This window comes from Devosia ginsengisoli (assembly GCF_007859655.1).
Classification (GTDB): Bacteria; Pseudomonadota; Alphaproteobacteria; order Rhizobiales; family Devosiaceae; genus Devosia; species Devosia ginsengisoli.
On sequence record NZ_CP042304.1, the window covers coordinates 3,924,178 to 3,947,739 of the forward strand.

24 protein-coding genes and 1 tRNA gene are annotated in these 23,562 nt (G+C 64.1%); 14 read left to right on the forward strand and 11 right to left on the reverse strand.

Annotated elements, in window-relative coordinates; all coding sequences use genetic code 11:
• Positions 1–75: 75 nt before the first annotated feature.
• On the forward strand, positions 76–501 hold the full coding sequence (locus FPZ08_RS19165) for a VOC family protein (RefSeq protein ID WP_246132718.1): 426 nt from the start codon (positions 76–78) through the stop codon (positions 499–501).
• On the opposite strand, the gene FPZ08_RS19170 is transcribed toward FPZ08_RS19165, so the two are convergent.
• The 4 genes from FPZ08_RS19170 to ilvA form a co-directional block, all read right to left on the reverse strand.
• A complete protein-coding gene (locus FPZ08_RS19170; protein ID WP_342780145.1) occupies positions 502–1,203 on the reverse strand; it encodes a pyrimidine 5'-nucleotidase in 702 nt (233 codons plus the stop codon). It abuts the gene before it with no gap.
• Positions 1,204–1,249: 46 nt separating this feature from the next.
• Positions 1,250–2,431: a hypothetical protein gene (locus FPZ08_RS19175; protein WP_146291922.1), complete on the reverse strand. Its 1,182-nt coding sequence runs from the start codon at positions 2,429–2,431 to the stop codon at positions 1,250–1,252.
• A gap of 123 nt (positions 2,432–2,554) precedes the next feature.
• Positions 2,555–3,802 (reverse strand): hypothetical protein, encoded by a 1,248-nt coding sequence (locus tag FPZ08_RS19180; RefSeq protein ID WP_146291924.1) that lies wholly within the window; start codon positions 3,800–3,802, stop codon positions 2,555–2,557.
• A 190-nt stretch (positions 3,803–3,992) separates the two neighbouring features.
• Positions 3,993–5,516 carry a threonine ammonia-lyase, biosynthetic gene (gene ilvA, locus FPZ08_RS19185; protein ID WP_146291926.1) on the reverse strand — a complete coding sequence of 508 codons (1,524 nt, stop codon included), beginning with the start codon at positions 5,514–5,516 and terminating at the stop codon, positions 3,993–3,995.
• 727 nt (positions 5,517–6,243) lie between these two features.
• Between ilvA and FPZ08_RS19190 the strand changes: the two genes are divergently transcribed.
• The 3 genes from FPZ08_RS19190 (at position 6,244) to FPZ08_RS19200 (ending at position 8,911) form a co-directional block, all read left to right on the forward strand.
• Positions 6,244–6,669 (forward strand): nitroreductase/quinone reductase family protein, encoded by a 426-nt coding sequence (locus tag FPZ08_RS19190; RefSeq protein ID WP_146291928.1) that lies wholly within the window; start codon positions 6,244–6,246, stop codon positions 6,667–6,669.
• A 122-nt stretch (positions 6,670–6,791) separates the two neighbouring features.
• The gene (locus FPZ08_RS19195; protein WP_186767084.1) at positions 6,792–7,397 is read left to right on the forward strand and encodes a TetR/AcrR family transcriptional regulator; all 606 of its coding nucleotides are present in this window, start codon (positions 6,792–6,794) and stop codon (positions 7,395–7,397) included.
• Between the two features lie 50 nt (positions 7,398–7,447).
• Positions 7,448–8,911 (forward strand): DHA2 family efflux MFS transporter permease subunit, encoded by a 1,464-nt coding sequence (locus FPZ08_RS19200; protein WP_246132719.1) that lies wholly within the window; start codon positions 7,448–7,450, stop codon positions 8,909–8,911.
• A 30-nt stretch (positions 8,912–8,941) separates the two neighbouring features.
• Here the strand turns inward: FPZ08_RS19200 and FPZ08_RS19205 are convergent, their stop codons facing one another.
• Positions 8,942–10,174, reverse strand: a complete 1,233-nt coding sequence (locus FPZ08_RS19205) for an FAD-dependent oxidoreductase (RefSeq protein ID WP_146291932.1) — start codon at positions 10,172–10,174, stop codon at positions 8,942–8,944.
• 52 nt (positions 10,175–10,226) lie between these two features.
• On the opposite strand from FPZ08_RS19205, the gene FPZ08_RS19210 reads away from it, so the two are divergent.
• Entirely contained in the window at positions 10,227–10,691 is a 465-nt protein-coding gene (locus FPZ08_RS19210; protein ID WP_146291934.1) for a MarR family winged helix-turn-helix transcriptional regulator, read from the forward strand.
• A gap of 44 nt (positions 10,692–10,735) precedes the next feature.
• On the opposite strand, the gene FPZ08_RS19215 is transcribed toward FPZ08_RS19210, so the two are convergent.
• On the reverse strand, positions 10,736–11,404 hold the full coding sequence (locus FPZ08_RS19215) for an outer membrane protein (RefSeq protein ID WP_146291936.1): 669 nt from the start codon (positions 11,402–11,404) through the stop codon (positions 10,736–10,738).
• Between the two features lie 137 nt (positions 11,405–11,541).
• On the reverse strand, positions 11,542–12,441 hold the full coding sequence (gene argB, locus FPZ08_RS19220) for an acetylglutamate kinase (protein ID WP_146291938.1): 900 nt from the start codon (positions 12,439–12,441) through the stop codon (positions 11,542–11,544).
• A 189-nt stretch (positions 12,442–12,630) separates the two neighbouring features.
• On the opposite strand from argB, the gene FPZ08_RS19225 reads away from it, so the two are divergent.
• The 6 genes from FPZ08_RS19225 (at position 12,631) to FPZ08_RS19250 (ending at position 16,648) form a co-directional block, all read left to right on the forward strand.
• Positions 12,631–13,182, forward strand: coding sequence for a sigma-70 family RNA polymerase sigma factor (locus FPZ08_RS19225; protein ID WP_146291940.1), 552 nt, complete (start codon positions 12,631–12,633; stop codon positions 13,180–13,182).
• Positions 13,179–13,889: an anti-sigma factor gene (locus FPZ08_RS19230; protein ID WP_146291942.1), complete on the forward strand. Its 711-nt coding sequence runs from the start codon at positions 13,179–13,181 to the stop codon at positions 13,887–13,889. The genes FPZ08_RS19225 and FPZ08_RS19230 overlap by 4 nt, the downstream gene beginning before the upstream one ends.
• A 249-nt stretch (positions 13,890–14,138) precedes the next feature.
• Positions 14,139–14,702 (forward strand): fasciclin domain-containing protein, encoded by a 564-nt coding sequence (locus FPZ08_RS19235; RefSeq protein ID WP_246132720.1) that lies wholly within the window; start codon positions 14,139–14,141, stop codon positions 14,700–14,702.
• A gap of 151 nt (positions 14,703–14,853) precedes the next feature.
• Entirely contained in the window at positions 14,854–15,351 is a 498-nt protein-coding gene (msrB, locus tag FPZ08_RS19240) for a peptide-methionine (R)-S-oxide reductase MsrB (RefSeq protein WP_246132721.1), read from the forward strand.
• A 192-nt stretch (positions 15,352–15,543) separates the two neighbouring features.
• Complete coding sequence (locus tag FPZ08_RS19245) at positions 15,544–16,251, forward strand: type 1 glutamine amidotransferase (RefSeq protein ID WP_146291944.1); 708 nt, start codon at positions 15,544–15,546, stop codon at positions 16,249–16,251.
• Between the two features lies 1 nt (position 16,252).
• Positions 16,253–16,648, forward strand: coding sequence for a DUF1801 domain-containing protein (locus tag FPZ08_RS19250; RefSeq protein WP_146291947.1), 396 nt, complete (start codon positions 16,253–16,255; stop codon positions 16,646–16,648).
• Between the two features lie 36 nt (positions 16,649–16,684).
• Here FPZ08_RS19250 and yihA read toward each other — a convergent pair whose 3' ends face one another.
• The 4 genes from yihA to rpmH all read right to left on the reverse strand — a co-directional run bounded on the left by yihA (position 16,685) and on the right by rpmH (position 19,785).
• Positions 16,685–17,329, reverse strand: a complete 645-nt coding sequence (gene yihA / locus FPZ08_RS19255; protein ID WP_146291949.1) for a ribosome biogenesis GTP-binding protein YihA/YsxC — start codon at positions 17,327–17,329, stop codon at positions 16,685–16,687.
• A 76-nt stretch (positions 17,330–17,405) separates the two neighbouring features.
• Complete coding sequence (gene yidC, locus FPZ08_RS19260) at positions 17,406–19,235, reverse strand: membrane protein insertase YidC (protein ID WP_146291951.1); 1,830 nt, start codon at positions 19,233–19,235, stop codon at positions 17,406–17,408.
• Positions 19,235–19,636 (reverse strand): ribonuclease P protein component, encoded by a 402-nt coding sequence (gene rnpA, locus FPZ08_RS19265; RefSeq protein ID WP_146291952.1) that lies wholly within the window; start codon positions 19,634–19,636, stop codon positions 19,235–19,237. Before rnpA ends, yidC begins: the two co-directional genes overlap by 1 nt.
• A 14-nt stretch (positions 19,637–19,650) precedes the next feature.
• Positions 19,651–19,785 (reverse strand): 50S ribosomal protein L34, encoded by a 135-nt coding sequence (gene rpmH / locus FPZ08_RS19270; RefSeq protein ID WP_127751898.1) that lies wholly within the window; start codon positions 19,783–19,785, stop codon positions 19,651–19,653.
• A gap of 230 nt (positions 19,786–20,015) precedes the next feature.
• Here rpmH and FPZ08_RS19275 point away from each other — a divergent pair, with 230 nt between their 5' ends.
• The 3 genes from FPZ08_RS19275 to FPZ08_RS19285 all read left to right on the forward strand — a co-directional run bounded on the left by FPZ08_RS19275 (position 20,016) and on the right by FPZ08_RS19285 (position 23,329).
• Complete coding sequence (locus FPZ08_RS19275; protein ID WP_146291954.1) at positions 20,016–21,443, forward strand: FAD-dependent oxidoreductase; 1,428 nt, start codon at positions 20,016–20,018, stop codon at positions 21,441–21,443.
• 51 nt (positions 21,444–21,494) lie between these two features.
• The gene (locus FPZ08_RS19280) at positions 21,495–22,925 is read left to right on the forward strand and encodes a sensor histidine kinase (protein ID WP_146291956.1); all 1,431 of its coding nucleotides are present in this window, start codon (positions 21,495–21,497) and stop codon (positions 22,923–22,925) included.
• Between the two features lie 327 nt (positions 22,926–23,252).
• Positions 23,253–23,329 (forward strand) — tRNA-Arg (locus tag FPZ08_RS19285).
• The last annotated feature ends 233 nt before the right edge of the window (positions 23,330–23,562 follow it).

Sequence of the window (23,562 nt, forward strand, 5' to 3'; positions counted from 1 at the left end):
CGGCAGTTGCCGATGGACTGAACGCTAATCCCTGGCGTCCTGTCTGTAAAGCGGCGGGCCGAACGTCATTGAACCATGACGCGGGCGACCGCGTTCGAAACCCATGCACACAGCGAGGATGTGACCATGCTCAAGGATATCGACTCATCAGCCATCGTGGCGGTCAGGGATATGTCGCGCGCCAGGGACTTCTACCAGAACAAGCTCGGGCTCGAACTGACCCACGGCGACGACAACGTTCTCTCCTTCAAAACCGGCAAGACCACGCTCAATGTCTATGTCTCCGACTTCGCCGGCACCAACAAGGCCAATGCCGTTGTCTGGGGTGTCGGTGACCAGCTCGACGCCATTGTCGCCGATCTGACGGGCAAGGGGATAAGTTTCGAGCATTATCCGGATATGGGGCTCGACTATAAGGACGGCATCCACTCTGCAGGGAGCTTCAAGGCCGTCTGGCTGAAGGATCCCGACGGCAATATCCTGCACCTGAACAATATGTAGTCAGGGCATTTCGCGCAGGAAGCGCGCCAGGTTGTCGGTGATGTGATGGACATGGGGGCCGGACGTGCGGTCCAGCTCCCAGGCCTCGACCTGTTCATGCACATAGCCGGCATCAGCCACCACCTGCACCGTCGCCATGCCGATTTCATGCGGCACGACGAGGTTCTTTTCCAGGTCGTCGAACATCACCGCGCTGGTGGGGTCGATGCCGTGCAGCGCCAGGAACCCGTCATAGGCCGAGCGATGCGGCTTGGGCACGAAGGTCATGGCCCGGATGTCGTGGACATGCTCAAAAATGTCGGCGCCCCCCAGCCGGGTGAGGACCGAGCGGGCATGGCCGGTATCGCCATTGGTGAGGATGAACTTGCGGCCCGGCAAAGCGCGGATGGCGTCGACCAGATCGGGATGGGCCGCGACCGGCGAATAGTCGATGGCATGAACCGTGTTGAGGAAGTGATCGGGATCGATCTCGTGCTTGAGCATGAGTCCGTTCAGCGTGGTGCCGAAGTCCCGATAATAGCTCTTCTGCAGGGCGCGGGCGGCCTCGAAATCGAGCCGCGTCACATCCATCACATAGTGGGTGATGCGGCTGTCGATCTGCGCGAAGAGATTGCATTCGCGCGGATAGAGGGTGTTGTCGAGGTCGAACACCCAATCGGTAATGTGGCTCAGGCTGCGGATGGGCGGCGTCATGTCGTTCATGGTCGTCTCAGTATAGCGCAGCTTCCTGAATGATTCACGTCAAGCGTTAGGGAGCGTCAGGGCGGAGCGGTTCGTTGGCAGTGAACGTGGGTCCGAGCAGCGGGACAATACCAGTCTTGGCGACCGCCGCAGCTACCATGAGCGAGATCAATGTGACGGGCGCCGGAGGGTTGATCCGTGCCTCCAAGCTGGACGGTTCGGCCAGGAACGCGCGCAGTGCCGGGCGAGCCTGTGCTGCCAACTCCGGAACATCGAGGGTTTCTATCACGGTCATACCCGCCTGTTCAGCCTCCGCCAGAACGGTGTCGCGGTCGCCTCGCTCATCGGCCAAATAATCGATGACTTCTTTGAGGAGAGGGCCAGCGTCGATACGAATGCTGGCGTCATCAATTACCACCCCGATCAAGGCGCTAACCAGTGCCTGGGCGATATCGGGGCTGCCCTGCTCAGCGGCGGCCATGAAGGCGATGTACTTCTCGACCTTATCCTGGGTCAAACCGCTGACCACAAGTTCTGTCCGTGACGCGCCGAATTCGCCAAAGCCCGTATGGTTAATGTAGGTAACAAGGCCGCTATCCTGCCAGACAATTGAATCGCTAAGGTCCAGCGCGAGTTCGTCCACATCCAGCGCCACCAGCATTTTGGCAAAGGTATCGGATCGGGGTGGGAAGTCCGTCAGGTTGAACGTCAAGCCTCTGACAGCCGCCGACAGCGCCACACCGGTAAGCGCCTCGTTAGCGAATGTCGGCTCGATTCCGATCGAGAAGCCTTCGACGACCATCATTGGGACGTCGCGCCAGGTGAATAGGCCCGCATCTATAGCGAACGAAGGAAACGTTCCATCCGAACCGGATTCGCCCGGCACCACATAGCCGGTCAACGAGAAGTCATTCAGCCTTGCCGTGACAACGCGGGTTGACGTGTCACGAAGGACGATCTCCGGCGCTGAGATAGTCTCCACGACATAGCCGCCATCGGGCTGCATCGTTATGCCAGCAAAGGTAAATTGTCCTTCCAAAAGAAACGTCGTGTCCCCCAGCTCGACGCCCACATTGTCCACGACCACGGCTTCGCCTGCGGCCCTGGCCCGACCGAGATATGTCAGGCCGCCGACGCCGGCAGTCTCGATACTCCGCACGAAGGCATCGACATCCAAAGCAAACGCCGCATTGCCGGTCAGCGCCAGACTCACTCCGAACAACACACCAAGAATCTGCTTCTGCGACATACTGGGCTCCAAGGCGATCAACATCTCTTCGCCTTAAGCAGCACCCTGCGCAAGTAGGGCTTTCTCCAAAAGCAAAAGGCGGCGCCGGATGGCACCGCCTTTCATGGGTCCAGACCAACCGGATTAGTCGACCGGCTGGTTGGCTTCGACGGCCAGGCCCAGGGCGGTGATGAGGCCGGCCGGGTTGGCGGCGGCGGCCATCAGCACCAGCAGCGAAGTGGGCGAGGGCGGTGCCACCTTGACTTCGAGGCTCTGCGGATCGTCGAGGAAGGCCGAAACCGGCGGCACGACGAGGTCGTTGAGCGCCGGAATGCCCGATTCGGCCAGCATGGCCGGCAGCATGGCCTTGAGGCCTTCAACGAACGTGGCGCGATCGGCGCCGGACTGGGCGGCGAAGAAATCGAGCAGCTTGCCGGCCAGCGAGGCATCGTCATAGCGGATCGAGGCAGAGACGATGTTGACGCCCTGCATCAGCGCCATGCCCTGCATCATCTGGGCCTGCGCCTGTTCCTCGGTCGGCTCGCCGCCCGTGCCCATCGCTGCCTGCATGGCATAGATCTGGTCGAGCACGGTGGGGGTGAAGCCGGTAATGTCGAAGGTGAGGTCGAGCGCGCCGACATCGTCGAAGTCGAATGTGAGCGCGGTGACATCCATATGGCCATCGGCCATGGCCCAGCTCATCTCCATATAGATTTCGCCGGTCACGCTGGTGAGCCCCAGCGCTTCGATCGTGGCGCCAGCGGCCGGGTCTTCCTCGGCAACCGAGGTAAGGTCGGCCGACATGCCGCTGATCAGGAAGGTCGATGCCAGGTCGGTCAGTTCGGTCGTCGCGAAGGACGGGTTGAAGGTCGACTGCGAGGCCATGGATTCAAACGAGAAGACTTCCTCGCCATCGCGGGTCAGCGAGAGCGGGCCGGTGCTGAACGACTGGAACAGCTGCAGCAAGCCGATGGACGGCGCGGGATTGCCCGCCGGCAGGTAGAAGCCATCGACGCGGACGTCGCTCAGCGTCAGGTGGCCGGCCGGTTCCTCGGCAAAGTCGGTGTCGATATCCGGAATGGTGACGGATTCGGCGGTGTAGCTGCCATCGGCATTCTCGACGACGCCGGTGAAGGTCACTTCGGTGTCGAAGGTCAACGGCTCCATGGCCGCGTCGGGCGAGGAGACGATGGTGACAGTGCCGCCATCGACAGTGATCGTGTCGCCATCGAGCGCAGCGGCGCCGAAGGTGAAGTCATAGCCCAGGGGCCTGTAGACTTCGGCGATGCGATCGACGAAGGCCTGTGCATCGAGCGCCATGGCGGGGCCCATCAGGGCAACGGTCGCAACCCCGCTCAGCAGCAGCAGGCGGGTTGTCTTTGTGGTCCTCATCGTCGTCTCCGGCATTTGTGTGAGTATGTTTTGTCGGGGTGGGCGCATTGAGCAATGACCGGCGCCATTCTGTGGCAGATGGCCCCTTGTCCGTTGAATTGCAATAGATTCCGGCCGCATGGTGGCCGGTCTTCTTTATTGTCGGTTTACTGCAGCATAACGCCGGCGACAGTGTTGTGACACTCCCGGTTCAGGGGCGGCCACGGTCGAGAAAGCGCCGATAGGCCGGATTGTCGGTTTCCTCCCAATAGGGGAAGCCGATGGCATCGATATGGGCGAGGAAATCGTCCCGCGTCGCATTAGGCACCTGCACACCGACCAGCACACGGCCATAGTCGGAGCCATGGTTGCGATAGTGGAACAGCGAGATGTTCCAGCGGTCGTTCAGGCCTTCGAGGAATTTGAGCAGCGCCCCCGGCCGCTCGGGGAACTGGAAGCGGTAGACCACTTCGTCATCGAGGTCGCTCACGCGCCCGCCGACCATGTGGCGGACATGGAGCTTGGCCACTTCATTGTCGGTGAGGTCGGTCACCCCGAGGCCGTGCTTTTCCAGCAGCGCGATGATCTCATGCTTTTCGGCATCGCCGCCCGTCAGCTTGATGCCGACGAAGATATTGGCCGAGGCGCCATGGGCGAAGCGGTAGTTGAATTCGGTTATGGAGCGCTGGCCGAGCAGGCGGATGAAGGCGCGGTAGCTGCCTGGTCGCTCGGGAATTTCGACTGATAGCAAAGCCTCGGCCCGCTCGCCGATCTCGGCGCGCTCGGCCACGTAGCGCAACCGGTCGAAATTGACATTGGCGCCCGAATTGATGGCGATCAGCGCGCCCTCGGGCGCTTCGCCCAGCTCCACCTGCCGCCGCAAGCCGGCGAGGGCCAGTGCGCCGGCCGGCTCGGCAATGGCGCGCATGTCATCGAAAATATCCTTGATGGCGGCGCAGATCTCGTCGGCCGAAACGGTGACGATATCGTCGAGCAGCTCGCGGCAGAGCCGGAAGGTCTCTTCGCCCACCTGCCGCACGGCCACGCCATCGGCAAATAGGCCCACCTGGTCGAGTGCCACCGGATGGCCGGCCGCAATGGCCGCCTTCATGCTGGCCGCCTCTTCGGGCTCGACGCCGATGACGCGGATTTCGGGGCGCAGGAACTTGACGAAGGCGGCAATGCCGGCGGCCAGCCCGCCACCGCCGACCGGGATATAGATGGCGCCGATCTCGCCCGGATGCTGGCGCAGCAGCTCCATGCCGATCGTGCCCTGGCCGGCGATGACATCGGGGTCGTCGAAGGGGTGGACGACGACATAGCCATGCTTTCCGGCCAGTTCGGCCGCATGGGCGCGGGCGGCATCGAACCCGTCGCCGAACAGCAGCACTTCCCCACCCAGCCGGCGCACCGCGTTGACCTTGATGATGGGCGTGGTCGTGGGCATGACGATGATGGCGCGGATGCCCAGCCTTGTGGCGGAGAGCGCCACGCCCTGCGCGTGATTGCCGGCCGAGGCGCAGATGACGCCGCGGGCGCGTTCGGCTTCCGTCAGCTGGGCGATGCGGTTATGCGCGCCCCTGATCTTGAAGGAGAAGACCGGCTGCATGTCCTCGCGCTTGAGCAGCACCTCGGCGCCCAGCCGGGCCGACAGCAGCTCCATCTTTTCGAGCGGGGTTTCCTCGGCCGCTTCATAGACCGACGAGGTGAGGATGCGGCGGACATAGTCCTGCATGGCGGGCACTCCATTTCGTGCCGTGTTGGATGCCCGGCGCAGTGTTTTGTCAATCGGGCATGGGGAAGCGCCGCCTGCAATGCGGTTGTCGATAGACGAACGCATGCCAGGACTGGCAGCGAGCGGATCCCGAGACGGCCTTCGCCTCTGGTAAATTTAGTAATGAGACGGAAACCGTCTCGGGATGCCGGGACTTGCTCGGACGGCGCGATCGCAGACCCTAGCGGTTAGCCGTAGCACCCCGCCCAAACGCCTCGTCCGCTCGACCCGGAGCGGAGCGCGACCTCCACTCCCCCGGCTGGCTTCCGGACACCCGTCGCTGCAGCGCCGCCCGTATCCCGGAAGATGGGGAGGATGATACGCGCGGTTTTGGGGTGGGGGATAAGATGGATAGATTTATGCTTGTGAGTACCCCCACCCTCATTCCCTCCCCACAAGGGGGAGGGAAGCCTGGCCCGTGGCCACGGACCTATCGAGTGAAACTCAGAATACGGTTATGCGCCTCCCTCCCCCTTGCGGGGAGGGAATGAGGGTGGGGGTGGTTTGGCCCGATCCCCCTTGCGGCTGCGGCTTGATCTCGGGATGGGTCCCGGCTCAAGGCCGGGATGACATCGGGGGGTGGGGTGACAAGGGTGCTACCTCCCCGGATATTTTTCCCGCGCGAGCGGGTTGAACTCTCAACGCCGCCTACCGATGTCGAGGAAGTGCACACCGAGAGGATTCCAGCATGAGCGACTTCAACGCGCAGGTCATTGCCGATTTCAAGCAGCATGGCGGCCAGCCGGGCGGCCATTTCAAGGATTCTCCGGTTCTGCTGCTGCACTCCATCGGCGCGAAATCGGGGCAGGAGCGGTTGCAGCCGCTAATGTATCTGCGCCAGGAAGCCAGCGGCCCCTGGTATGTCTTCGCCTCCTATGGCGGCGCACCGAAGAATCCGGCCTGGTTCCACAATCTCGTTGCCCATCCAGAGATCGAGATCGAAGTTGGCGACGGCACGGATATCGAGCGCATTCCCGTGCGCGCCCGCGTGGTCGAAGGCGATGAACGCACGACTGTTTATGCCGAGCAGGCGCGCCGCTTTCCCCAATTTGCCGACTATCAGAAGAAAACCACGCGCGAGATCATCCCCGTGGTGGAACTCTCCAGGCGCTGACAGAATACGGGCTTCGGCGCTGCCGGAGCCCTGCATCCCGGTCATGGCTGCTTCTCAATCAAATGATTGATTGATGGATTGGATCGCGCTATAGGCACTGCCGCATCATGCGGAGGGCCGCCATGGCCATGGATATTTCGCAGACCGGCAGACGCGAAAGCGGCGACGACCGCCGCCTCGCCATTGCCCAGGCTGCGCGGGCGATCATTGTCGAAAAGGGCCTCGAAGGCCTGCGCACGCGCGACATCGCGGCGCGCGTCGGCATCAATATCGCGACGCTCCATTATCATGTGCCATCCAAGGAAGCGCTGGTCGCGCTGGTGGCGGAATCGCTGCGGCATGACTTCAGGGCCCAGTCCCTGCGTCACCCGCGGACGGGCAAGAGCGGGCTCGAACAGCTGCGGCTCGAATTCGACGATTTCCGCGAAACCGTCGTCGATATGCCCGATCTCATCATCATACTGACAGAACTTGTCGAACGGGCGAGGCGTGATGCAGCCATCGCCGAAATCATGCTGCCCATGCGCGATTTCTGGCGAAGCCAGTTTGCCGAGATTTTCCGACTTGGCATTACCGACGGTTCGTTCCGGCCGGACCTCGACCCCGAGGCGGCCGGCCTGATTTCAACTGGCGCCCTCTCCGATTGCTGGCGCCAGCCCAAATTGTCGCTCTCCCTGCTCGACCGCGTGGCGGCCGAACTGGAGCGTGCCTTCATTCGCAAGTCCTGACTGCAAGGAATTTTCCATGTCCGCCCAAACAACTCACCCAACCGGGGCCGATGCCCCGCTCGATCCCGCGCCGCTGGCTGGCGCTGGGCATCCTGCTGATCGCCAATTTCATGAACCTGATCGATGTGACCATCGTCAATGTCGCGCTGCCCTCCATGCGCGACGGGCTGGGCGCCACCGACAGCCAGATCGAATGGGTGATCGCCGTCTATATCCTGGCTTTCGCGCTGGGCCTGCTGCCCTTCGGCCGTCTCGGCGATATCCTCGGCCGCACCAGGCTTTTTCTCTGGGGCGTGGCTGGCTTCACTGCCGCTTCGGCCCTGTGTGGCCTGGCGCCCAATATCGAATTCCTCATCGCCGCTCGCGCCATCCAGGGCCTGGCCGGCGCCATGATGACGCCGCAAGTGCTGGCCATCGCTACCGTCACCTTCCCGCCGCATGAACGTAGCCAGGCCTTTTCGCTGTTCGGCCTGTCGGCTGGTCTTGCCTCGGTCTGTGGCCCCATCCTGGGCGGCGCGCTGATTTCGGCCAATCTCTTCGGGCTGGACTGGCAGCCCATCTTCCTCGTCAATATCCCGATCGGCATCGCCGCCGTGATCGCCGGCTGGTTTCTCATTCCGCGCCTGCCCGGCCATGCTGCCCTGCGCAATGATTATGTCGGCATCGTCCTGTTCGGCCTCGGCATAGTCGCGGTGGTCTTCCCCATCGTCGAGGGCCGCGCCTATGGCTGGCCGCTCTGGGCTTTCGGCATGATCGCGGCCGGCCTTTTGCTGCTGGTTGCCTTCGTGCTGTGGACGCGCGGCCGGGCCGCATCAGGCGCGCCGCAATTGCTGAATTTCGATCTCATTACCAACAAGCAATTCATGTTCGGCGCCTTTGTCGTCACCATCTATGCCTCGGGCATTCCCGGCTTCTTCATGGTGATTTCCCTGCTGCTGCAGGGCGGCTTCGACTTCACCCCGCTGCAATCGGGCCTGACCAATACGCCCTTCTCGGTGGGCGTGCTGATCGCCTCGGGTATCGCCGCACGCTTCGGCGCCAACTACCTGCGCTCCCGGCTGGCCATTGCAGGCGCCCTGCTATCGCTCGGCATCCTCTGGCTGCATTTCTACATTGCCGGGGTCACCGACAGCATCGACTCCTGGGCCTTCCTGCCGCCGCTGCTGATTGCCGGTGTCGGGCTGGGGCTGGGCTTCTCCTCGCTGTTCCAGCTCGTGCTGGCCAATGTGCCGCCGCGCGATGCCGGGGCCGGTTCGGGGGCTTTGCAGGCCTTCCAGCAGGTGGGTGGCGCGCTCGGCGTCGCCATTATCGGGGAAATCTTCTTCACCCGGCTCGGCAATGGCTTTGCCGGTGGTGCGACGCCCCATGCCGCCTTTGCCGACGCGTCGAGCCTGGCGCTCTGGTATGTGGTGGGCAGCTTTACCCTGGTCCTGCTGCTGGCGCCGTTCTTCCGGCGACCCAGGGGCGGGCAGGGCCATGGTGCTCCCGTCCGGCCGGTCCTGGTTGAAGCCTGATCCGAAAAGGGCGCCTGCGGGCGCCCTTTTTCATTGCACCGGCTGCGCCAGCGGCGTGCGGTCGGCGCGGAAGGCATAGAGCTTTTCCTGCATCCGCGCGCCCATGGGCATGAAGAGCGGCAGCATCAGGTCGCGCAGGCGCAGGGCCAGCCAGGATTGCGCCTGTTTCTGCGCGCCCACGGCACGACCGAGAGCGATGGCCTTGTGCACCCGTTCGCGCCGCAGCCCTTCGAAGCGGGCATAGGCGCTGGCATGGTCGGGCGCCGAGGATAGGCAGGCAGCCAGCACCACGCCATCCTCGATGGCCAGGGACGCGCCTTGCCCGGAATGCGGCGCCACGGCATGGGCGGCATCGCCCATCAGCAGCACGCGGCCGGACGACCAATGCGGCAGCTCGGGCATGTCGTAAATCGGGTAGTGCCGGTCGATACGCGGCGTCGCGGCCAGGATTGCCCCGGTATCGAGCGGGTCGCCATCATGCAGGGCGGCCAGCTTGCCTGCATAGGCGGCGCCATCCACGACCGGGCCGGTTTCGCTTTCGGGGGCCGGATAGGAATTGAACCAATAGACCGGTCCGCTGCCCTGCTTGATATAACCGAAGAAGCCGCGGCGGCCGAACATCATGTTCATCGCCCCGCCGGTATCGGGCACATCAGGCGCTTCGGCAAAGCCGCCAGTGCCGATGAGGCCGGAATAGCGGGGCTGCGGCAGATCCGGGAAGATTTGCCGGCGCAAGGTGGAGCGCAACCCGTCGCAAGCCAGGGCCAGGGCGAAGCGCTGTTGTTCGCCATTGACGGCCAGCACCACGCCGTCGGCGTCCTGCACGATGTCGGTAATGCCGGCGCCATGATGGATGGCGATGCCGGCCTCTAGCGCTGCGTCGAGCAGGATGCCCGCCAGCGCGCCGCGCCGCAGCGTGATCGAACCGGCGCCATAGGTGGCAGCATGGTTGGCATAATCGACCAGCGTCAGCCGCTTGCCGGCCTCGTTAAAGATGGCGAGCGCGCGTGTCGGCAGGCCGGCTTGCATGACTCGGTCGGCAAGGCCCAGGGCGCGCAAAGCGTTGCAGCCATTTGGCGCCAGCGTCAGGAACAGCCCCTCGTCGCGGAGCTGCTGAGATTGCTGGCGTTCGAACACCATGGGCGCGAAACCGGCCTGCTTGAGCGCCAGGGCGGTCGCCAGCCCGCCAATGCCGCCGCCGCAGACGGCAATGGTGGATGATGGGGACAGGGGGCTTGCGGAGAGCGGAAGGATGACTGACATTGTACGAACGCCTTATTATTAGATAATCTAACAATTAGATGATCGAACTAAAATGTCAAGCCTGAGCAAGGACGGATTGATCGCGGAACTGGGCACGCTGGTGATGCGCTGGCAGGATGCCACGCAGCGCCACGACGAGGCGGTGGGTGCGCGCTGGCGGCTCAACGCATCCGAGCGATTATGCCTGAGCTTCCTGATGCAGGGGCCGCAAACCGCGAGCGCCATCGCTGCCGAAACGCGGCTGACGCCGGCAGCGGTGACGGCGCTGGTCGATCGGCTGGCCGAACGCGGCTTCGTGCGCCGTCGCCCCGATCCTGGGGATCGGCGCAAGGTCATGGTCGAGGCGGGGGATGCGGCAATGGCGCTGGTGGCGGAGGCCTATCAGCCGCTGCAACAGGCCGGCGAGGCCATGCTGGCGCGCTACAGCGAGGCGGAACTGGCGGCCTTCAGGCGGATATTGCTCGATAGTATCGCGGTGCAGGAGCAGATGACCGGTGCGCTGACGAGCGGGCAATAAAAAGGCCGCCTGCAGGCGGCCTTTCGATTCTCTAGGCGCGGCGCCTAGAACTTCCAGGCCAGACCTGCGCGGACCACCGAATTGCTCGGCTCACTGGTGCCGCCGCCCGGCACGTCGTTGACGCCGTAATGGGTCCAGGTGGCGTTGAGGCGGGCCATGAGGTTTTCGGTGACCAGCATGTCGACGCCCAGGCCAAGCTGGATGCCGCCGGCCGTGAATTCCGTGCTGGCGCCGCCACGGCTGGGGCTGAGATCGAAATGACCCCATGAATAGCCAACCGTGCCATAGGCCAGCACATTGGGGGCCACCGGATAACCCAGCGTCGCGCGCACGGCCGCATCCCACTTGAGGGCGCCGTAATTCTGCCTGCCATTATATTCGAACTGGGTGGCGACATTGTTGACTTCGCCATCGATGCCCAGCACCAGCCAGTCATTGAGCTGGTAGCGGTAGCCGGCAAACACACCGGCGCTGCCACCGATATCACCAAGCAATTCCTCGCCCAGCACCAGGACGGCCGGATCAATCTCGTGGCTCTTCATGGCGACCAGGCTGCCCTGCGCACCGACATAGAAGCCGTCCCAGGCCGAATAGCTCGGCTGGTACATGCCGCTGGTGACCACCGGGGCCATCATCGACTGGGCCTGCGCCGCCCCGATCGAGCCGAGCGCCACGACAGCGGCCGCAGCCAGCAGTTTGAATTCCTTACGCATGACAAAAACCCCGCAAACCTGATGGCTAAAATTTGCCACGACTTGTCCGGACCGGGCTATGCCATAAGCGCCACATCCCGGCCAATTCGCCCGGGATGTGCCAAATGGTTAGCGAAACGTCAACGCGGTGGTTTGTCCTAGCGGACGATCAGCGTGCCGGCGCCGAATTCGGTGAAGAGCTCGACCAGCACGACATGGGGCATCTTGCCGTTGAGGATCACCACGCCCTCCACGCCATTGTCGAGCGCCTCGAGGCAGGTTTCCACCTTGGGGATCATGCCACCCGAAATGGTGCCGTCGGCGATGAGCTCCTTGGCTTCGCGCACACTCAGTTCGGGGATGAGCTTGCCGTTGCGGTCGAGCACGCCGGGCACGTCGGTCAGGAACAGCAGACGCTTGGCGCCGAGCGAGCCGGCAATGGCGCCGGCAAAGGTATCGGCATTGATATTGTAGGTATTGCCATCGCGGCCGGGGGCCACCGGGGCGATGACCGGGATCATCTCGGAGCGCGCCAGCAGGTCGAGCAGGGTGCGATCGACCTCGACGGGCTCGCCGACAAAGCCGAGATCGAGCACTTTCTCGATATTGGAGGTCGGGTCCTTGATGGTCTTTTCGGCCTTCTTGGCGAAGACCATATTGCCGTCCTTGCCGCACAGGCCAATGGCCCATTCCCCCTCGGCATTGATCAGCGCCACGATTTCCTTGTTGATGGAGCCGGCCAGCACCATCTCGACCACTTCCATGGTCCGCGCATCGGTAACGCGCAAGCCACCCTCGAACTTGGATTCGATGCCCAGATTCTTGAGCATGGAGGCAATCTGCGGCCCGCCGCCATGCACCACGATCGGATTGACCTTGGACTGCTTGAGCAGGGCGATATCGCGGGCAAAGGCCTGGCCGAGCTTGAGGTCGCCCATGGCATGGCCGCCATATTTCACCACGACGGTCTTGCCCTCGTAGCGCTGCATATAGGGCAGGGCCTGGGCGAGAATCCCGGCGTCGTGGCTGAACCGGTCGGTCGAAGGCTGATCAGTCATGGACAGACCCATTCTGTTGGTAGGCATATTGAGACCGCAACGGGTCTAGAACATCAATGCTCAAAGGAAAAGCCGTTATGCGGCATTTGCGCATTGATCCTTTTTAAGGTCTGTTGCGTTCTCGGACTGGGTTGGACGTCGCCACCGCAAAGGAGGCGGCCCGGCCATGTCGGGAGGCAGACCGGTTTCATGTCCACCACATCCCCGTCGCGGGACATCGCCGATCTCATCGCCCGCTGCGCCCTGCGCGACCGCGCGGCTTTCCGCCTGCTCTACGAGCGAACCAGCGCGAAACTCTTCGGGGTGACCCTGCGTATCTTGAAGGACCGTTCGGAGGCCGAAGAGGCTATCCAGGAGGTCTATGTGAAAATCTGGCAGCGGGCGGATCGCTACGTGGCCGGCAATACCAGCCCGATCAGCTGGCTGGTGGCCGTGGCGCGCAATCATGCGCTCGACAGGCTGCGGGCGCGCCGTCCGGCCGCCGACGATATCGATGTGGCGCTGGAGATTCCCGATAGCGGCCCCAGCCCGGAACGCGCCGCTGTCGACAGCGAGGAGCGCGGCCGGATCGACCATTGCCTGGGCCTGCTCGATCCCGATCGGGCCGAGGCGGTGCGCGGTGCCTATCTCGATGGCTATAGCTACGAGGAACTGGCATCGCGTTTTGCCGTGCCTCTCAATACGATGCGGACCTGGCTGCGCCGGAGTCTCATCAAACTGAAAGAGTGCCTCACGACATGAGCGCGAGCGACGACATCGGCGGAGACCATGAAGGGCATAGCGCCCTGGTGGCCGAATATGTGCTCGGCCTGCTTCCGGCAGGCCAGCATGAGCGCGTCGGTCGGCTGATCGAGGCCGATGCCGCCCTGCGGGCCGAGCGCGATTTCTGGGTCGCCCGCTTTGCCGCGCTCGACGGCGAATATGAAGCAGAGCCCGTACCCGCCCATCTCTTCGCTGCCATCGAGGCCCGCGCCTTTGGCGAAGGGCAGAAGCGCGTGTCGCTGTGGGAGAGCCTGATGGTCTGGCGCGGCATTGCTGCCGGGGCGGTGGCCGTCGCCATTGCCGCGATCGGCTTCAACCTGCTGCAGCCGGCGCCCGATGTGGGGACGCTCACCAACCAGCTCGTCGCCGCGCTGGAAGAGGAGGGCAGCGATGTCAAATTCGTCGCGCTTTATGACGGCAGCGGCAATGTGCGGCTGACGGCTCTGTCGGGCGAGGCGGTGCCGGACCGCGATTTCGAGCTCTGGGCCATCCAGGGCGACAATGCGCCGGTCTCCATGGGCGTCATCCCGGTGGGCGAGCGCAGCACGGTCACCGTCTCGCCGGAAATCCTGGCGGGCTGGGGCGAGGGTTCGGTGCTGGCCATCACGCTCGAGCCCGAAGGCGGCTCGCCCAGCGGCGCCCCGACCGGACCGATCGTCGCCAAGGGCGCGGTGACGCGGATTTAGGGTCCGAAACCTCATGGTGAGCTTGTCGAACCACGAGGTGGGCGAGTGGAGTTATTGTGCCACGGCCTCGTCCTTCGACACGCTCAGGATGAGGCTTGGTGAACGTGCGGCCTGACCGCGATTGTGGCGTGGAGAAGATAGCGATCTTCACGACCCTCACGATCTGCTTGAAACTCTTTCCGTCGCCCTTCCGTACCTTCCCCTGTCCCAGCCGAATGAATGGGAACGAAACACAGGAAGGAACGACAGATGAATTTCCGCACCCTTACCCTTGCCGCCATGCTTTCCGTCTCCGCTCTCTCGGGCGCTGCCTTTGCCCAGGACAATCCCATGGTTGGCGGTGCCGCCATGTTCGCCGACAAGAACATCGTCGAAAATGCCGTGAACTCGGCTGACCACACGACCCTGGTTGCCGCCGTGCAGGCTGCCGGCCTGGTCGAGACACTGTCGGGCGAAGGCCCGTTCACCGTGCTGGCCCCGGTCAATGCCGCCTTCGACGCCCTGCCGGAAGGCACGGTCGAAACGCTGCTCAAGCCTGAAAACAAGGAGATGCTGTCGACCATCCTGGCCTGCCATGTCATTCCGGCCAAGGCGCTCTCCACCGACATCGTGGGCATGGTCGAAGCCGATGGCGGCGAGCATGTCGTGGATACCGTGGGCGGCTGCAAGCTGACGCTCAAGGCCGCTGACGGCAAGGTCACCGTGACCGACGAGAACGGCACCGTGGCCAATGTCACCATTCCCGACGTGATCCAGTCCAACGGCGTGATCCATGTGATCGACGCCGTGCTGACGCCGAAATCGGCCATGTAACAGGCCGGCCATCGGCCGGCTCTGTAACGAAAAGCGGCGCCAGTCCGAATGGCACCATAGAGAGGCCGCTGCGGCGGCCTCTCACCACAACTTGACTGCCATCGGCCCGATCGGAGCTGTAGAATGGCCGTCGGATCGCAAGGGAACAGACATGGCCAAGATCGATCGCCGCACAATGCTGCTCGGCGGCACCGCCATAACCGCGCTCGCCGCATTCAGCTATCTGCGCCCCACCGGCGCGAGCATTGCCGCCGAGGGCGACTTCCCGTTCAAGCTGACCGATGCCGAATGGCGCGCCCGGCTTTCCCCCGACGCCTATTACATCCTGCGCGAAGAAGGCACCGAACGCGCCTTCAGCTCACCTTTGCTCGACGAACACCGCGAGGGCATTTTCGCCTGCGCCGGCTGCGACCAGCCGCTGTTCGACTCTGCCACCAAGTTCGACAGCGGCACCGGCTGGCCGAGTTTTTATGATTTCATTCCCGATGCCCTCGGCACGCGCGAAGACAGCAGCTTTGGCATGATGCGGGTTTCTCTGCATTGCTCCAATTGCGGCGGTCATCAGGGCCATGTCTTCGAAGACGGTCCGCCGCCCACCGGCCTGCGCTACTGCATCGATGGGCTGGCGCTGAAGTTCATTCCGGCCTAACGGATGCCCACCGACCGTCACCCTCGGGCTCGACCCGAGGGCACTGTACTGAATTGCGCGTCCGGCAAGTGAAGAGCCCTCGGGTCAGGCCCGAGGGTGACGATCAGTGGACGTGGCGCAAGGCACTGGGGTTACTCCGCACGGTCCTGTGGGGTATAGGAGGCGCAAGCCACTCCTCTGCCCACGAGTCCCATGAAGCTCACCATCATCCAGACCGGCGAAGTTCCCTTGCCGCTGCGCGACCGGTTCGGTCCCTATCGCAAGATGTTCGAGACCATGTTCGACGGCACGGGGCAGGGCTTTACCTATGACATGGTGCCGGTTTCGGACGGCGCGCCGCTGCCCGATCCGGGCGAGCTGGACGGTATCGTTCTGACGGGATCGCCGGCTGGCGTTTATGACGACTATGCCTGGCTCGACCCGCTGCGCGCCTTCATCCGCGATGCCTATGGCCGCAAGACCCCCATGCTCGGCGTCTGCTTCGGCCACCAGATCATGGCCGACGCGCTGGGCGGGGATGTGCGCAAGTCCGAAAAGGGCTGGGGCCTGGGGCGGCATACCTATGCCGTCAGGGGCCGGCCCGGTTTCATGGCCGACGCGCCGGCAGCGCTGGCGGTGGCCTGCTCGCATCAGGACCAGGTGATCACCCCGCCCGACGAGGCCGAGGTGATCCTGGGTTCCGATTTCACCCCCAATGCCGGGCTGGCCTATCGCAATGGCGCGGCGCTGAGTTTCCAGCCGCATCCCGAATTCCACGACGACTATACGCTGGCGCTGGCCGAGCTGCGGCGTGGCAAGGCGCCGGACGAAATAGTGGAAACAGCCATATCCTCCATTGCCACCCCGTCGCACAGCGCGGACGTTGCCGGCTATATCGGGCAGTTTTTCAGAGGACGCTGACATGGCTGTTGCGGAAAAGCTCGGTGCCGTCGATGCCTATCTCGATGGGCTCCAGCACGCCCGCAAGGCCGATGTGGCGGCCCTGCGGCTGGTGATCCTGGCCGCGGTGCCCGAGCTGGTCGAGCGCATCAAGTGGAACGCCCCCAGCTTCGGGCTGGGCGATGACGACCGCATCACCATGCGGCTGCATCCCGGCGACCGGGTGCAACTGATCCTGCATCGCGGGGCCAAGGCCGGTGCCGACGACTTCTTCCGCTTCGAGGACCCGGACAGGCTGATCAGCTGGGCGGCGCCCGATCGTGGCGTCATCACCTTCTGCGATGCCGAGGACCTGGTCAGCCGGTCAGCTGCGCTGAGCGCAATCCTGAAGCGCTGGGTGGCCTGCACGACCCGGTAGTTTCACCTCTCCCCCATAGGAGAGGTGACGAAGGCTTCAGCTTTCCAGCAGCATGGCGATTTCGGTGCGCAATTCGCGCAGGCCCTCGCCCTTGAGGCTCGACGTCAGGATCACCTGCGGATGCGCCGCCGGGCGCTTTGTTATGGCGGCCTGGGTGGCTGATATCACCTTGGTCAACTCGCCCGCCGACGGCTTGTCGGCCTTGGTCAGCACCACCTGGTAGCTGACCGCCGCCTTGTCGAGCTCGTTCATGACGGTGAGGTCATTGTCCTTGGGACCGTGGCGGCCATCGACCAGCACATAGACGCGGCGCAGGGTGGCGCGGCCGGTGAGATATTGATGGATGAGGCGCGTCCATTGCCGCACCTTGTCCTCGGGCGCCTTGGCATAGCCATAGCCGGGCATGTCGACGATCCTGAGGCTTTCGCTCTGGCTCTCGAAGATGTTGAGCTCCTGCGTACGGCCCGGCGTATTGGACGTACGCGCCAGCGAGGACGTGCCGCACAGCGCGTTGATCAGGCTCGACTTGCCGACATTGGAGCGGCCGGCAAAGGCGATCTCGACCCGGTCCATCGGCGGCAAGTCGGCAATGCGCACGCAGCCTTTGACGAAAAGGAAGGGCCGCGCGAACAGCAGGCGGCCGCGTTCGATCATGTCGGGCGAATAGTCGACTTCGCTCATGGTAGTGCTCGCTTCAAACAGTAAGCCCGCCGGAGGGGGCCGGCGGGCATTTAGCATGGCTGATCGATACTGGCGATCAGGACTTGGTGGGTTCGGCTTCCTTCGGCTTGCGCTTGAAGGCGTCGAGAATGTTGCCGAGCAGGTTCACCTCGGCGCCGTGGCGCTTCATGATGAAATACTGCTGGGTGACCGAGAGCGTGTTGTTCCACGCCCAGTAGATCACCAGGCCCGCCGGGAAGGTGCCCAGCATGAAGGTGAAGATGACGGGCATCCAGTTGAAGATCATCGCCTGGGTCGGGTCCGGCGGCGGCGGGTTGAGCTTCATCTGCACCCACATGGTAATGCCCATGATGACCGGCCAGATGCCCAGATGCAGGAAGCTGCCGATAAAGGGCAGCACGGTCGGATCCCAGGGGATCAGGCCGAACAGGGTGAAGATATTGGTCGGATCGGGCGCCGCCAGATCCTGGATCCAGCCGAAGAACGGCGCATGGCGCATGTCGAGGCTGATGAAGATAACCGTATAGAGCGCGAAGAAGACCGGGATCTGGATCAGGATCGGCCAGCATCCGGAGAGCGGATTGATCTTTTCCTTGCGGTACAGCTCCATCATCGCCTGCTGCTGGGCCGGACGATCGTCCTTGAGACGCTCCTGGATGGATTTCATTTCCGGCTGCACGCGGCGCATGGCGGCCATGGAAGCGTAGGACCGGTTGGCCAGCGGGAAGAAGATGGCCTTGACGATAACCGTCACGCAGAGCACGGCGACGCCGAAATTGCCGATGATGCTGTAGAGGAAGCTCAGCAGGTAGTACATCGGCTTGGTGATGAAATGCAGCCATCCCCAGTCGATCAGCAGTTCCAGCCGGTCGAAGCCATATTCGGACTGATAGGCCGAAATGACCGATTCTTCCTTGGCGCCGGCAAAGAGGTAGCTTTCGCGGGTAGCCGTGGCCCCCGCCGCGACGACGACCGGCGTGGTTTCCACATAGCTGGTCTGGTAGTCGTCATAGCCGGCCGCGTTGGACCAGTTGAAGCGCGCATTGAGCGCGGTGCCGGCCGGCGGCAGCACGGCGGTGGCCCAGTATTTGTCCGAGAAGCCGAGCCAGCCCGAGGTGTTTTCGTAGGTCACCTGCCGGTCGTTCTGCAGGTCGGTATATTTCTTGGAAATGAGGTTGTTGTCACCCAGCACGCCATGCGGGCCTTCATGCTGGATGAAGAAGTTGGCCACATGCGGCGTGTTATGGCGGACCACCCGCGCATAGGGATAGAGCGCGACATCGCCCGCGCCCTGGTTCTCGATCGCCTGGCTGATGGTGAACAGGTAATGCTCATCCACCGAAATGGTGCGACGGAAGATCAGGCCCGCGCCATTGTCCCAGACCAGCGTCACCGGCGTGGTCGTGGTCAGCGCGGTATTGGCGCCCTCGACCGACCACAGTGTCCGGCTATCAGGCACTGCGATATTGGCACCGGTGACCGGCACCCAGCCCTCTTCGGCGAAATAGGCATTGGGCACGCCCGCCGGGGTCAGCAGGGTAATGACCGGGGAATTCGCGTCGACCGTCTCGCGATACTGCTTGAGGCGCAGGTCGTCGATGCGCGCGCCGGTCAGGTTGATGGAGCCGGACAGGTCCTCGGTATCGATGCTGACGCGCTGGCTGGCGGCAACCGCTTCCTCGCGCGAGGCATAGGTCTGCGTGCCTGATGGCGCGGGCGTTGCGGCTGCTTCCCCCGGCGTCGCGGGGGTTGCCAGCGCGGCATCGGCCGCTGCCTGCTGCTCGGCGGCGATCTGGGCCTGCTGCTGGGCGCGTTCCAGTTGCGGGCCGGCCACGAAGAACTGCCAGCCGAACAGCACGACCATGCTGAGCACGATGGCCAGGATGATGTTACGATTATTTTCCATTATCTTGGTTTCCGTGGGCCGCGGCCGGAAGATTGGCGCTCGTCACTCGATCTGGGTGTGTGCACGCGTTGGATCAGCACGCCCAGATCGGCAACCAGTTTGGCGAAGGGTTCGCTGAGCGCTTCCCGTCGTCCGACCAGCACATAGTCATGGTGAGGGATAAAGTCACGCGCGCATGCTGTCACAGCCGCGCGAAGGCGACGTTTTATGCGATTGCGCTGGGGAGAATTGCCGGACTTCTTGGTGACCGTAAAGCCGATGCCGGGTTCGGCGCCCTCGGCGGCGATCACCTGCAGCCCAAACGCAGAACGCCCGGCGCGATTGCCCCGGGCGGCCCGTTGAAACTGGTTCCGCTTGGTCAGCCGGCGCAGGGCGCCGGGCTTCTGCTCGCTGGCCGTCATGCGGCCACGCAGCCTTAGGCCGTGAGCTTCTTGCGGCCGTCGCGACGGCGCTTGTTGATGATCGCACGACCGTCCTTGGTGGCCATACGGGCACGGAAACCGTGACGGCGGGCACGCACGAGCTTGGAGGGCTGGTATGTACGCTTCATGACATCAAACCGCGCCGGGCACGGTTCCTCTTATTGGGCTGCTCAAGGCAAGAATTTCGGACACACATCAAGCGCCAGGCGCCCACGGTGCGGGTTGGTGGGGTCTATAGGGAAAAGCCGGGCACAAGTCAACGCGATCAGCACGACTTCCTTGCGCCTGTTGCCCCGTTGTTTTCGCGGGCATATCACCCCATAAAGTCTGTCACCATCTCTTCTGGCCACTGGCGGTAATGGCAGACCTAATCAGACCCGATCTCTGCGTCATCGGCGCCGGTGCCCTCGGTATCGATCTGGCCCTGCTGGCCCGGCAGCGGGGGCTCGACGTCGTGCTGGTCGATATTGCCGGCACCGAACTGGTCGGTCCCGCCCAGGGCAGCCTGCGTCGCGCCGCTTTCCTCGCCAGCGCTGCGCGGGCGCAGGCGATCCGTACGGCCGGCCATGTGGGCCTCGATGCGGCTCCGCCCAAGCCCAATTTCCGCGCCATCGGCGAACATGCTGTAGCAGTCGCCGCCACTGCCGCCCCGCGCGATGCCGTGGAGCGGCTGGCCGCGCTGGGGGTCGCCGTGCTCGAAGGCGCCGCTGGTTTTGCCGACCAGCGCAGCCTGCGCTGTGGCGACACCACCATCCGGGCCCGCCAGTTCGCCCTCGCCACCGGGGCGCAGCCGGTGATTCCCGCTCTGCCGGGCCTCGACGACGTGCCCTATTTCACGCCCGAGACCATTGCCGACAATATCCGCAAGCTCAGCCATCTCGTCGTCATCGGCGGCAGTCCGCAGGCTTTCGAGCTGGCCCAGGCCTATCACCGGCTGGGCTCCATGGTAACCCTGGTGCCGCAGGGTGGCGTGCTGCCGGGCTTCGAGCCCGAACTGGTGGCCATCCTGCTGCAGGTTCTGCGCGAGGAGGGGCTGGTGATCCGCGACGAGGCGGAGGTGACGGCCATCGTGCCGCGCAACCAGGGCACCGGCGTCACGCTGCAGACGCCTGCCGGCGAAGACAGCCTCGATGTCTCCCATATCCTTGTCGCCATGGGACGTGCGCCGGTGCTCGATGCCGCTTTGCTCGACAAGCTGAAGCTGCGCCGCGATCGCCTGCGGCCCGATCATCTGCTGGTCGGCTCCGACGGGCAGACCTCCAATGCCCGCGTCAGTGCCATTGGCGGCGCCGCCGGACAGGAGCATCCGCATGTCGCCGCAAGGCAGGCCGGGCTATTGGTGGAGCGATTGCTCGGCCAGGGCAATGGCCAGCTCGATCCCCATAAACTGCCGCGCTTCGTGGCCACCGAGCCCGCTTTGGCCCAGTTGGGTACTTTTGCCGGCGACAAGTCATTGCGGGCCGGCCAGAGCGTGTTGCGCGCCAACCTGGCTGAAACCGATGCCGCGCGCGCCATGGGGCAGATGCAGGGCGCCGTCCGCCTCGTCATCGGCAGCAAGGGCGCCATTGCCGGCGCTGGCGCCGTCGGCCCCGGTGCGGGCGAGATCATCGCCATGCTGGCTCTGGCCGTGTCGCGCGGCCTGACGCTGGGCGATCTCGCCCATCTGGCCCTGCCGCAATCGAGCATCGGTGCGGCGCTGCTCGAACTGGCCGACCGGCACCTGGCGCAGCAGGAGCAGCCCGGCTGGAAACGCCGCCTGCCAGCCCTTGCGCGCTTCCTGCCCTGACCCCCGTTCGGGGGCTTACGCCCCGCCCGGCTTTCCTTATAATGATTTGAAATGACAGCCGAACGCAGCGCCCCGCCCGGCCGGTTCTCCGGTCTCTCGATCAAGCTCATCGCCACCATCATCGCGGTGATACTTCTGGTCGAGGTTGTGGTGTATCTGCCCTCCCTGGCCACGTTCCGTGCCAACTGGCTCGATGACCGGCTGCGCGTCGGCGTGGTTGCGGCGCGTGTGCTCGATGCCGTGCCCGACGTCATGGCGCTGCCGCGCGAACTGACCGATCGCCTGCTGACCTCGGCCGGCGCCAATGCCATCGTCTATCGCCGCCAGGGCCAGAGCCAGCTCATTGAGCTGGCCAGCCCGGTGCGGCCCGATGTGGTTGTCACCGCCGACATGCGGCAGGCCGATCTGATGACGCTGATCGTCGGCGCCATCGACGTGCTGTTCGCCAGTCCAGACCGTACCCTGCGCATTGTGGGGCAGGGCGATCTCGACGATAGCCTCGTCGAACTGCTGATGTCGGAGCGCCCGCTGCGCCAGGACATGCTGGCCTATTCCCGCCAGATCGGCATTGTCTCGCTGGCGATTGCCGTCGTGACCGCCGTGGCGCTCTACCTGCTCGCCAGCTTCCTCTTCATCTATCCGGTGCGCCGGCTGACCCAGAATATGCTGGCCTTCCGCCAGGCGCCCGAAAATGCCAGCCTCATCATCACCCCCTCGGCACGGCGGGATGAAATCGGCATTGTCGAGCGCGAGCTGGCTGCCATGGAATCGGACCTTTTTTCCATGCTGCGCCAGCGCCGGCACCTGGCCGATCTGGGCCTGGCCGTCGCCAAGATCAACCACGATCTGCGCAACACCCTGACCTCGGCGCAACTGCTGTCCGACCAGGTGGCGACGCTTGATGATCCCAAGGTGCAGCGACTGGCGCCGCGCCTCGTCACCACGCTGGACAAGGCCATCGGCTTCGCCCAATCCGTGCTCGACTATGGCCGCGAAACCGCGGCGCCGCCCGTGCTGGCGCCGGTGGCCATGCTGGCGCTGGTGGATGACGCGGCTTTCGAGGCCCGCCTGGTCGGCCACCCCGCCATCGGCTTTGCCAACGCGGTGCCTGAATCGCTGGTGCTCAACGTCGATGCCAGCCAGCTCGGCCGCGTCCTGCTCAACCTGCTCAAGAATGCCCGCGAGGCGCTCGAAGCCGCCGGCACCGCGATTGCGTCCCCCCAGGTTTCCGTCACCGTCAGCGAGGACGAAGAAACCGTGACCCTCTCGGTCAGCGACAACGGCCCCGGCCTGCCGCCACGGGCCCGCGAAAACCTCTTCGTCGCCTTCGAGGGCTCGGCCCGTGCCGGCGGCACCGGCCTGGGCCTGGCCATTGCCCGCGAAATCACCGAGGCCCATGGCGGCAAACTGCTGCTGGCCGACCAGCCCACCGGCACCCGCTTCGACCTGATCCTGCCCACCACGCTGCGCGTCGACGTCTGAATTGGGGCGTTTCCAGCAAAAGCGGCACGGTTTTGCGGTCCGGAAACGCGGCAAACAAGGACTTTGAGCGATTTCGCCGGGCGGCCGAAGGGCTCTGGCCGACCGGCCCTTGCTCCGGCATGCTTCCTCAAGCATTCTCGACACGCAGCACCTCATCCGCTCCCGCAAAAGCCTGCGCGACCTTGGCTCTGTGCTCCGGCGACCGCCCAGTGACGAAAAACTGTCACCGGCGCGCTTGCCAAGCCGGAACCGCCCATGTATGGGTTGCGCCGCTTCAGGCCATTGAGCGTTCCGCCACCGTCTGAACAGCCGTCCACGACGGCCTGCGCGCCCGTAGCTCAGCTGGATAGAGCACCAGACTACGAATCTGGGGGTCAGGAGTTCGAATCTCTTCGGGCGCGCCAAAATACTGCCATTCAGAATAAAACTGCGAACTAACGACCGGCGCGTCGTCTATTGGCTTAGCCCTTGACGGCTTCCGACCCAATTTCTTGCCGTTCAGGATCGAATCGCGAGCTTCTAAAGATGCCATGATCTGCCGCCGCAGATTGCATTGATGGAACCCCTGGCTCGGTTGAGCCTGCCAGGAGCTCCCGCCAATTTGGCTGTGCGTCTCAAGCCGGGACAGCATACCCAA

Bases quoted from the DNA above. Each gene is read 5' to 3' on its own strand.
- FPZ08_RS19165 (WP_246132718.1), top strand. From the start codon at position 76: ATGACGCGGGCGACCGCGTTCGAAACCCATGCACACAGCGAGGATGTG.
- FPZ08_RS19170 (WP_342780145.1), bottom strand. From the start codon at position 1,203: ATGAACGACATGACGCCGCCCATCCGCAGCCTGAGCCACATTACCGAT.
- FPZ08_RS19175 (WP_146291922.1), bottom strand. From the start codon at position 2,431: ATGTCGCAGAAGCAGATTCTTGGTGTGTTGTTCGGAGTGAGTCTGGCG.
- FPZ08_RS19180 (WP_146291924.1), bottom strand. From the start codon at position 3,802: ATGAGGACCACAAAGACAACCCGCCTGCTGCTGCTGAGCGGGGTTGCG.
- ilvA (WP_146291926.1), bottom strand. From the start codon at position 5,516: ATGCAGGACTATGTCCGCCGCATCCTCACCTCGTCGGTCTATGAAGCG.
- FPZ08_RS19190 (WP_146291928.1), top strand. From the start codon at position 6,244: ATGAGCGACTTCAACGCGCAGGTCATTGCCGATTTCAAGCAGCATGGC.
- FPZ08_RS19195 (WP_186767084.1), top strand. From the start codon at position 6,792: ATGGCCATGGATATTTCGCAGACCGGCAGACGCGAAAGCGGCGACGAC.
- FPZ08_RS19200 (WP_246132719.1), top strand. From the start codon at position 7,448: ATGCCCCGCTCGATCCCGCGCCGCTGGCTGGCGCTGGGCATCCTGCTG.
- FPZ08_RS19205 (WP_146291932.1), bottom strand. From the start codon at position 10,174: ATGTCAGTCATCCTTCCGCTCTCCGCAAGCCCCCTGTCCCCATCATCC.
- FPZ08_RS19210 (WP_146291934.1), top strand. From the start codon at position 10,227: ATGTCAAGCCTGAGCAAGGACGGATTGATCGCGGAACTGGGCACGCTG.
- FPZ08_RS19215 (WP_146291936.1), bottom strand. From the start codon at position 11,404: ATGCGTAAGGAATTCAAACTGCTGGCTGCGGCCGCTGTCGTGGCGCTC.
- argB (WP_146291938.1), bottom strand. From the start codon at position 12,441: ATGACTGATCAGCCTTCGACCGACCGGTTCAGCCACGACGCCGGGATT.
- FPZ08_RS19225 (WP_146291940.1), top strand. From the start codon at position 12,631: ATGTCCACCACATCCCCGTCGCGGGACATCGCCGATCTCATCGCCCGC.
- FPZ08_RS19230 (WP_146291942.1), top strand. From the start codon at position 13,179: ATGAGCGCGAGCGACGACATCGGCGGAGACCATGAAGGGCATAGCGCC.
- FPZ08_RS19235 (WP_246132720.1), top strand. From the start codon at position 14,139: ATGAATTTCCGCACCCTTACCCTTGCCGCCATGCTTTCCGTCTCCGCT.
- msrB (WP_246132721.1), top strand. From the start codon at position 14,854: ATGGCCAAGATCGATCGCCGCACAATGCTGCTCGGCGGCACCGCCATA.
- FPZ08_RS19245 (WP_146291944.1), top strand. From the start codon at position 15,544: ATGAAGCTCACCATCATCCAGACCGGCGAAGTTCCCTTGCCGCTGCGC.
- FPZ08_RS19250 (WP_146291947.1), top strand. From the start codon at position 16,253: ATGGCTGTTGCGGAAAAGCTCGGTGCCGTCGATGCCTATCTCGATGGG.
- yihA (WP_146291949.1), bottom strand. From the start codon at position 17,329: ATGAGCGAAGTCGACTATTCGCCCGACATGATCGAACGCGGCCGCCTG.
- yidC (WP_146291951.1), bottom strand. From the start codon at position 19,235: ATGGAAAATAATCGTAACATCATCCTGGCCATCGTGCTCAGCATGGTC.
- rnpA (WP_146291952.1), bottom strand. From the start codon at position 19,636: ATGACGGCCAGCGAGCAGAAGCCCGGCGCCCTGCGCCGGCTGACCAAG.
- rpmH (WP_127751898.1), bottom strand. From the start codon at position 19,785: ATGAAGCGTACATACCAGCCCTCCAAGCTCGTGCGTGCCCGCCGTCAC.
- FPZ08_RS19275 (WP_146291954.1), top strand. From the start codon at position 20,016: ATGGCAGACCTAATCAGACCCGATCTCTGCGTCATCGGCGCCGGTGCC.
- FPZ08_RS19280 (WP_146291956.1), top strand. From the start codon at position 21,495: ATGACAGCCGAACGCAGCGCCCCGCCCGGCCGGTTCTCCGGTCTCTCG.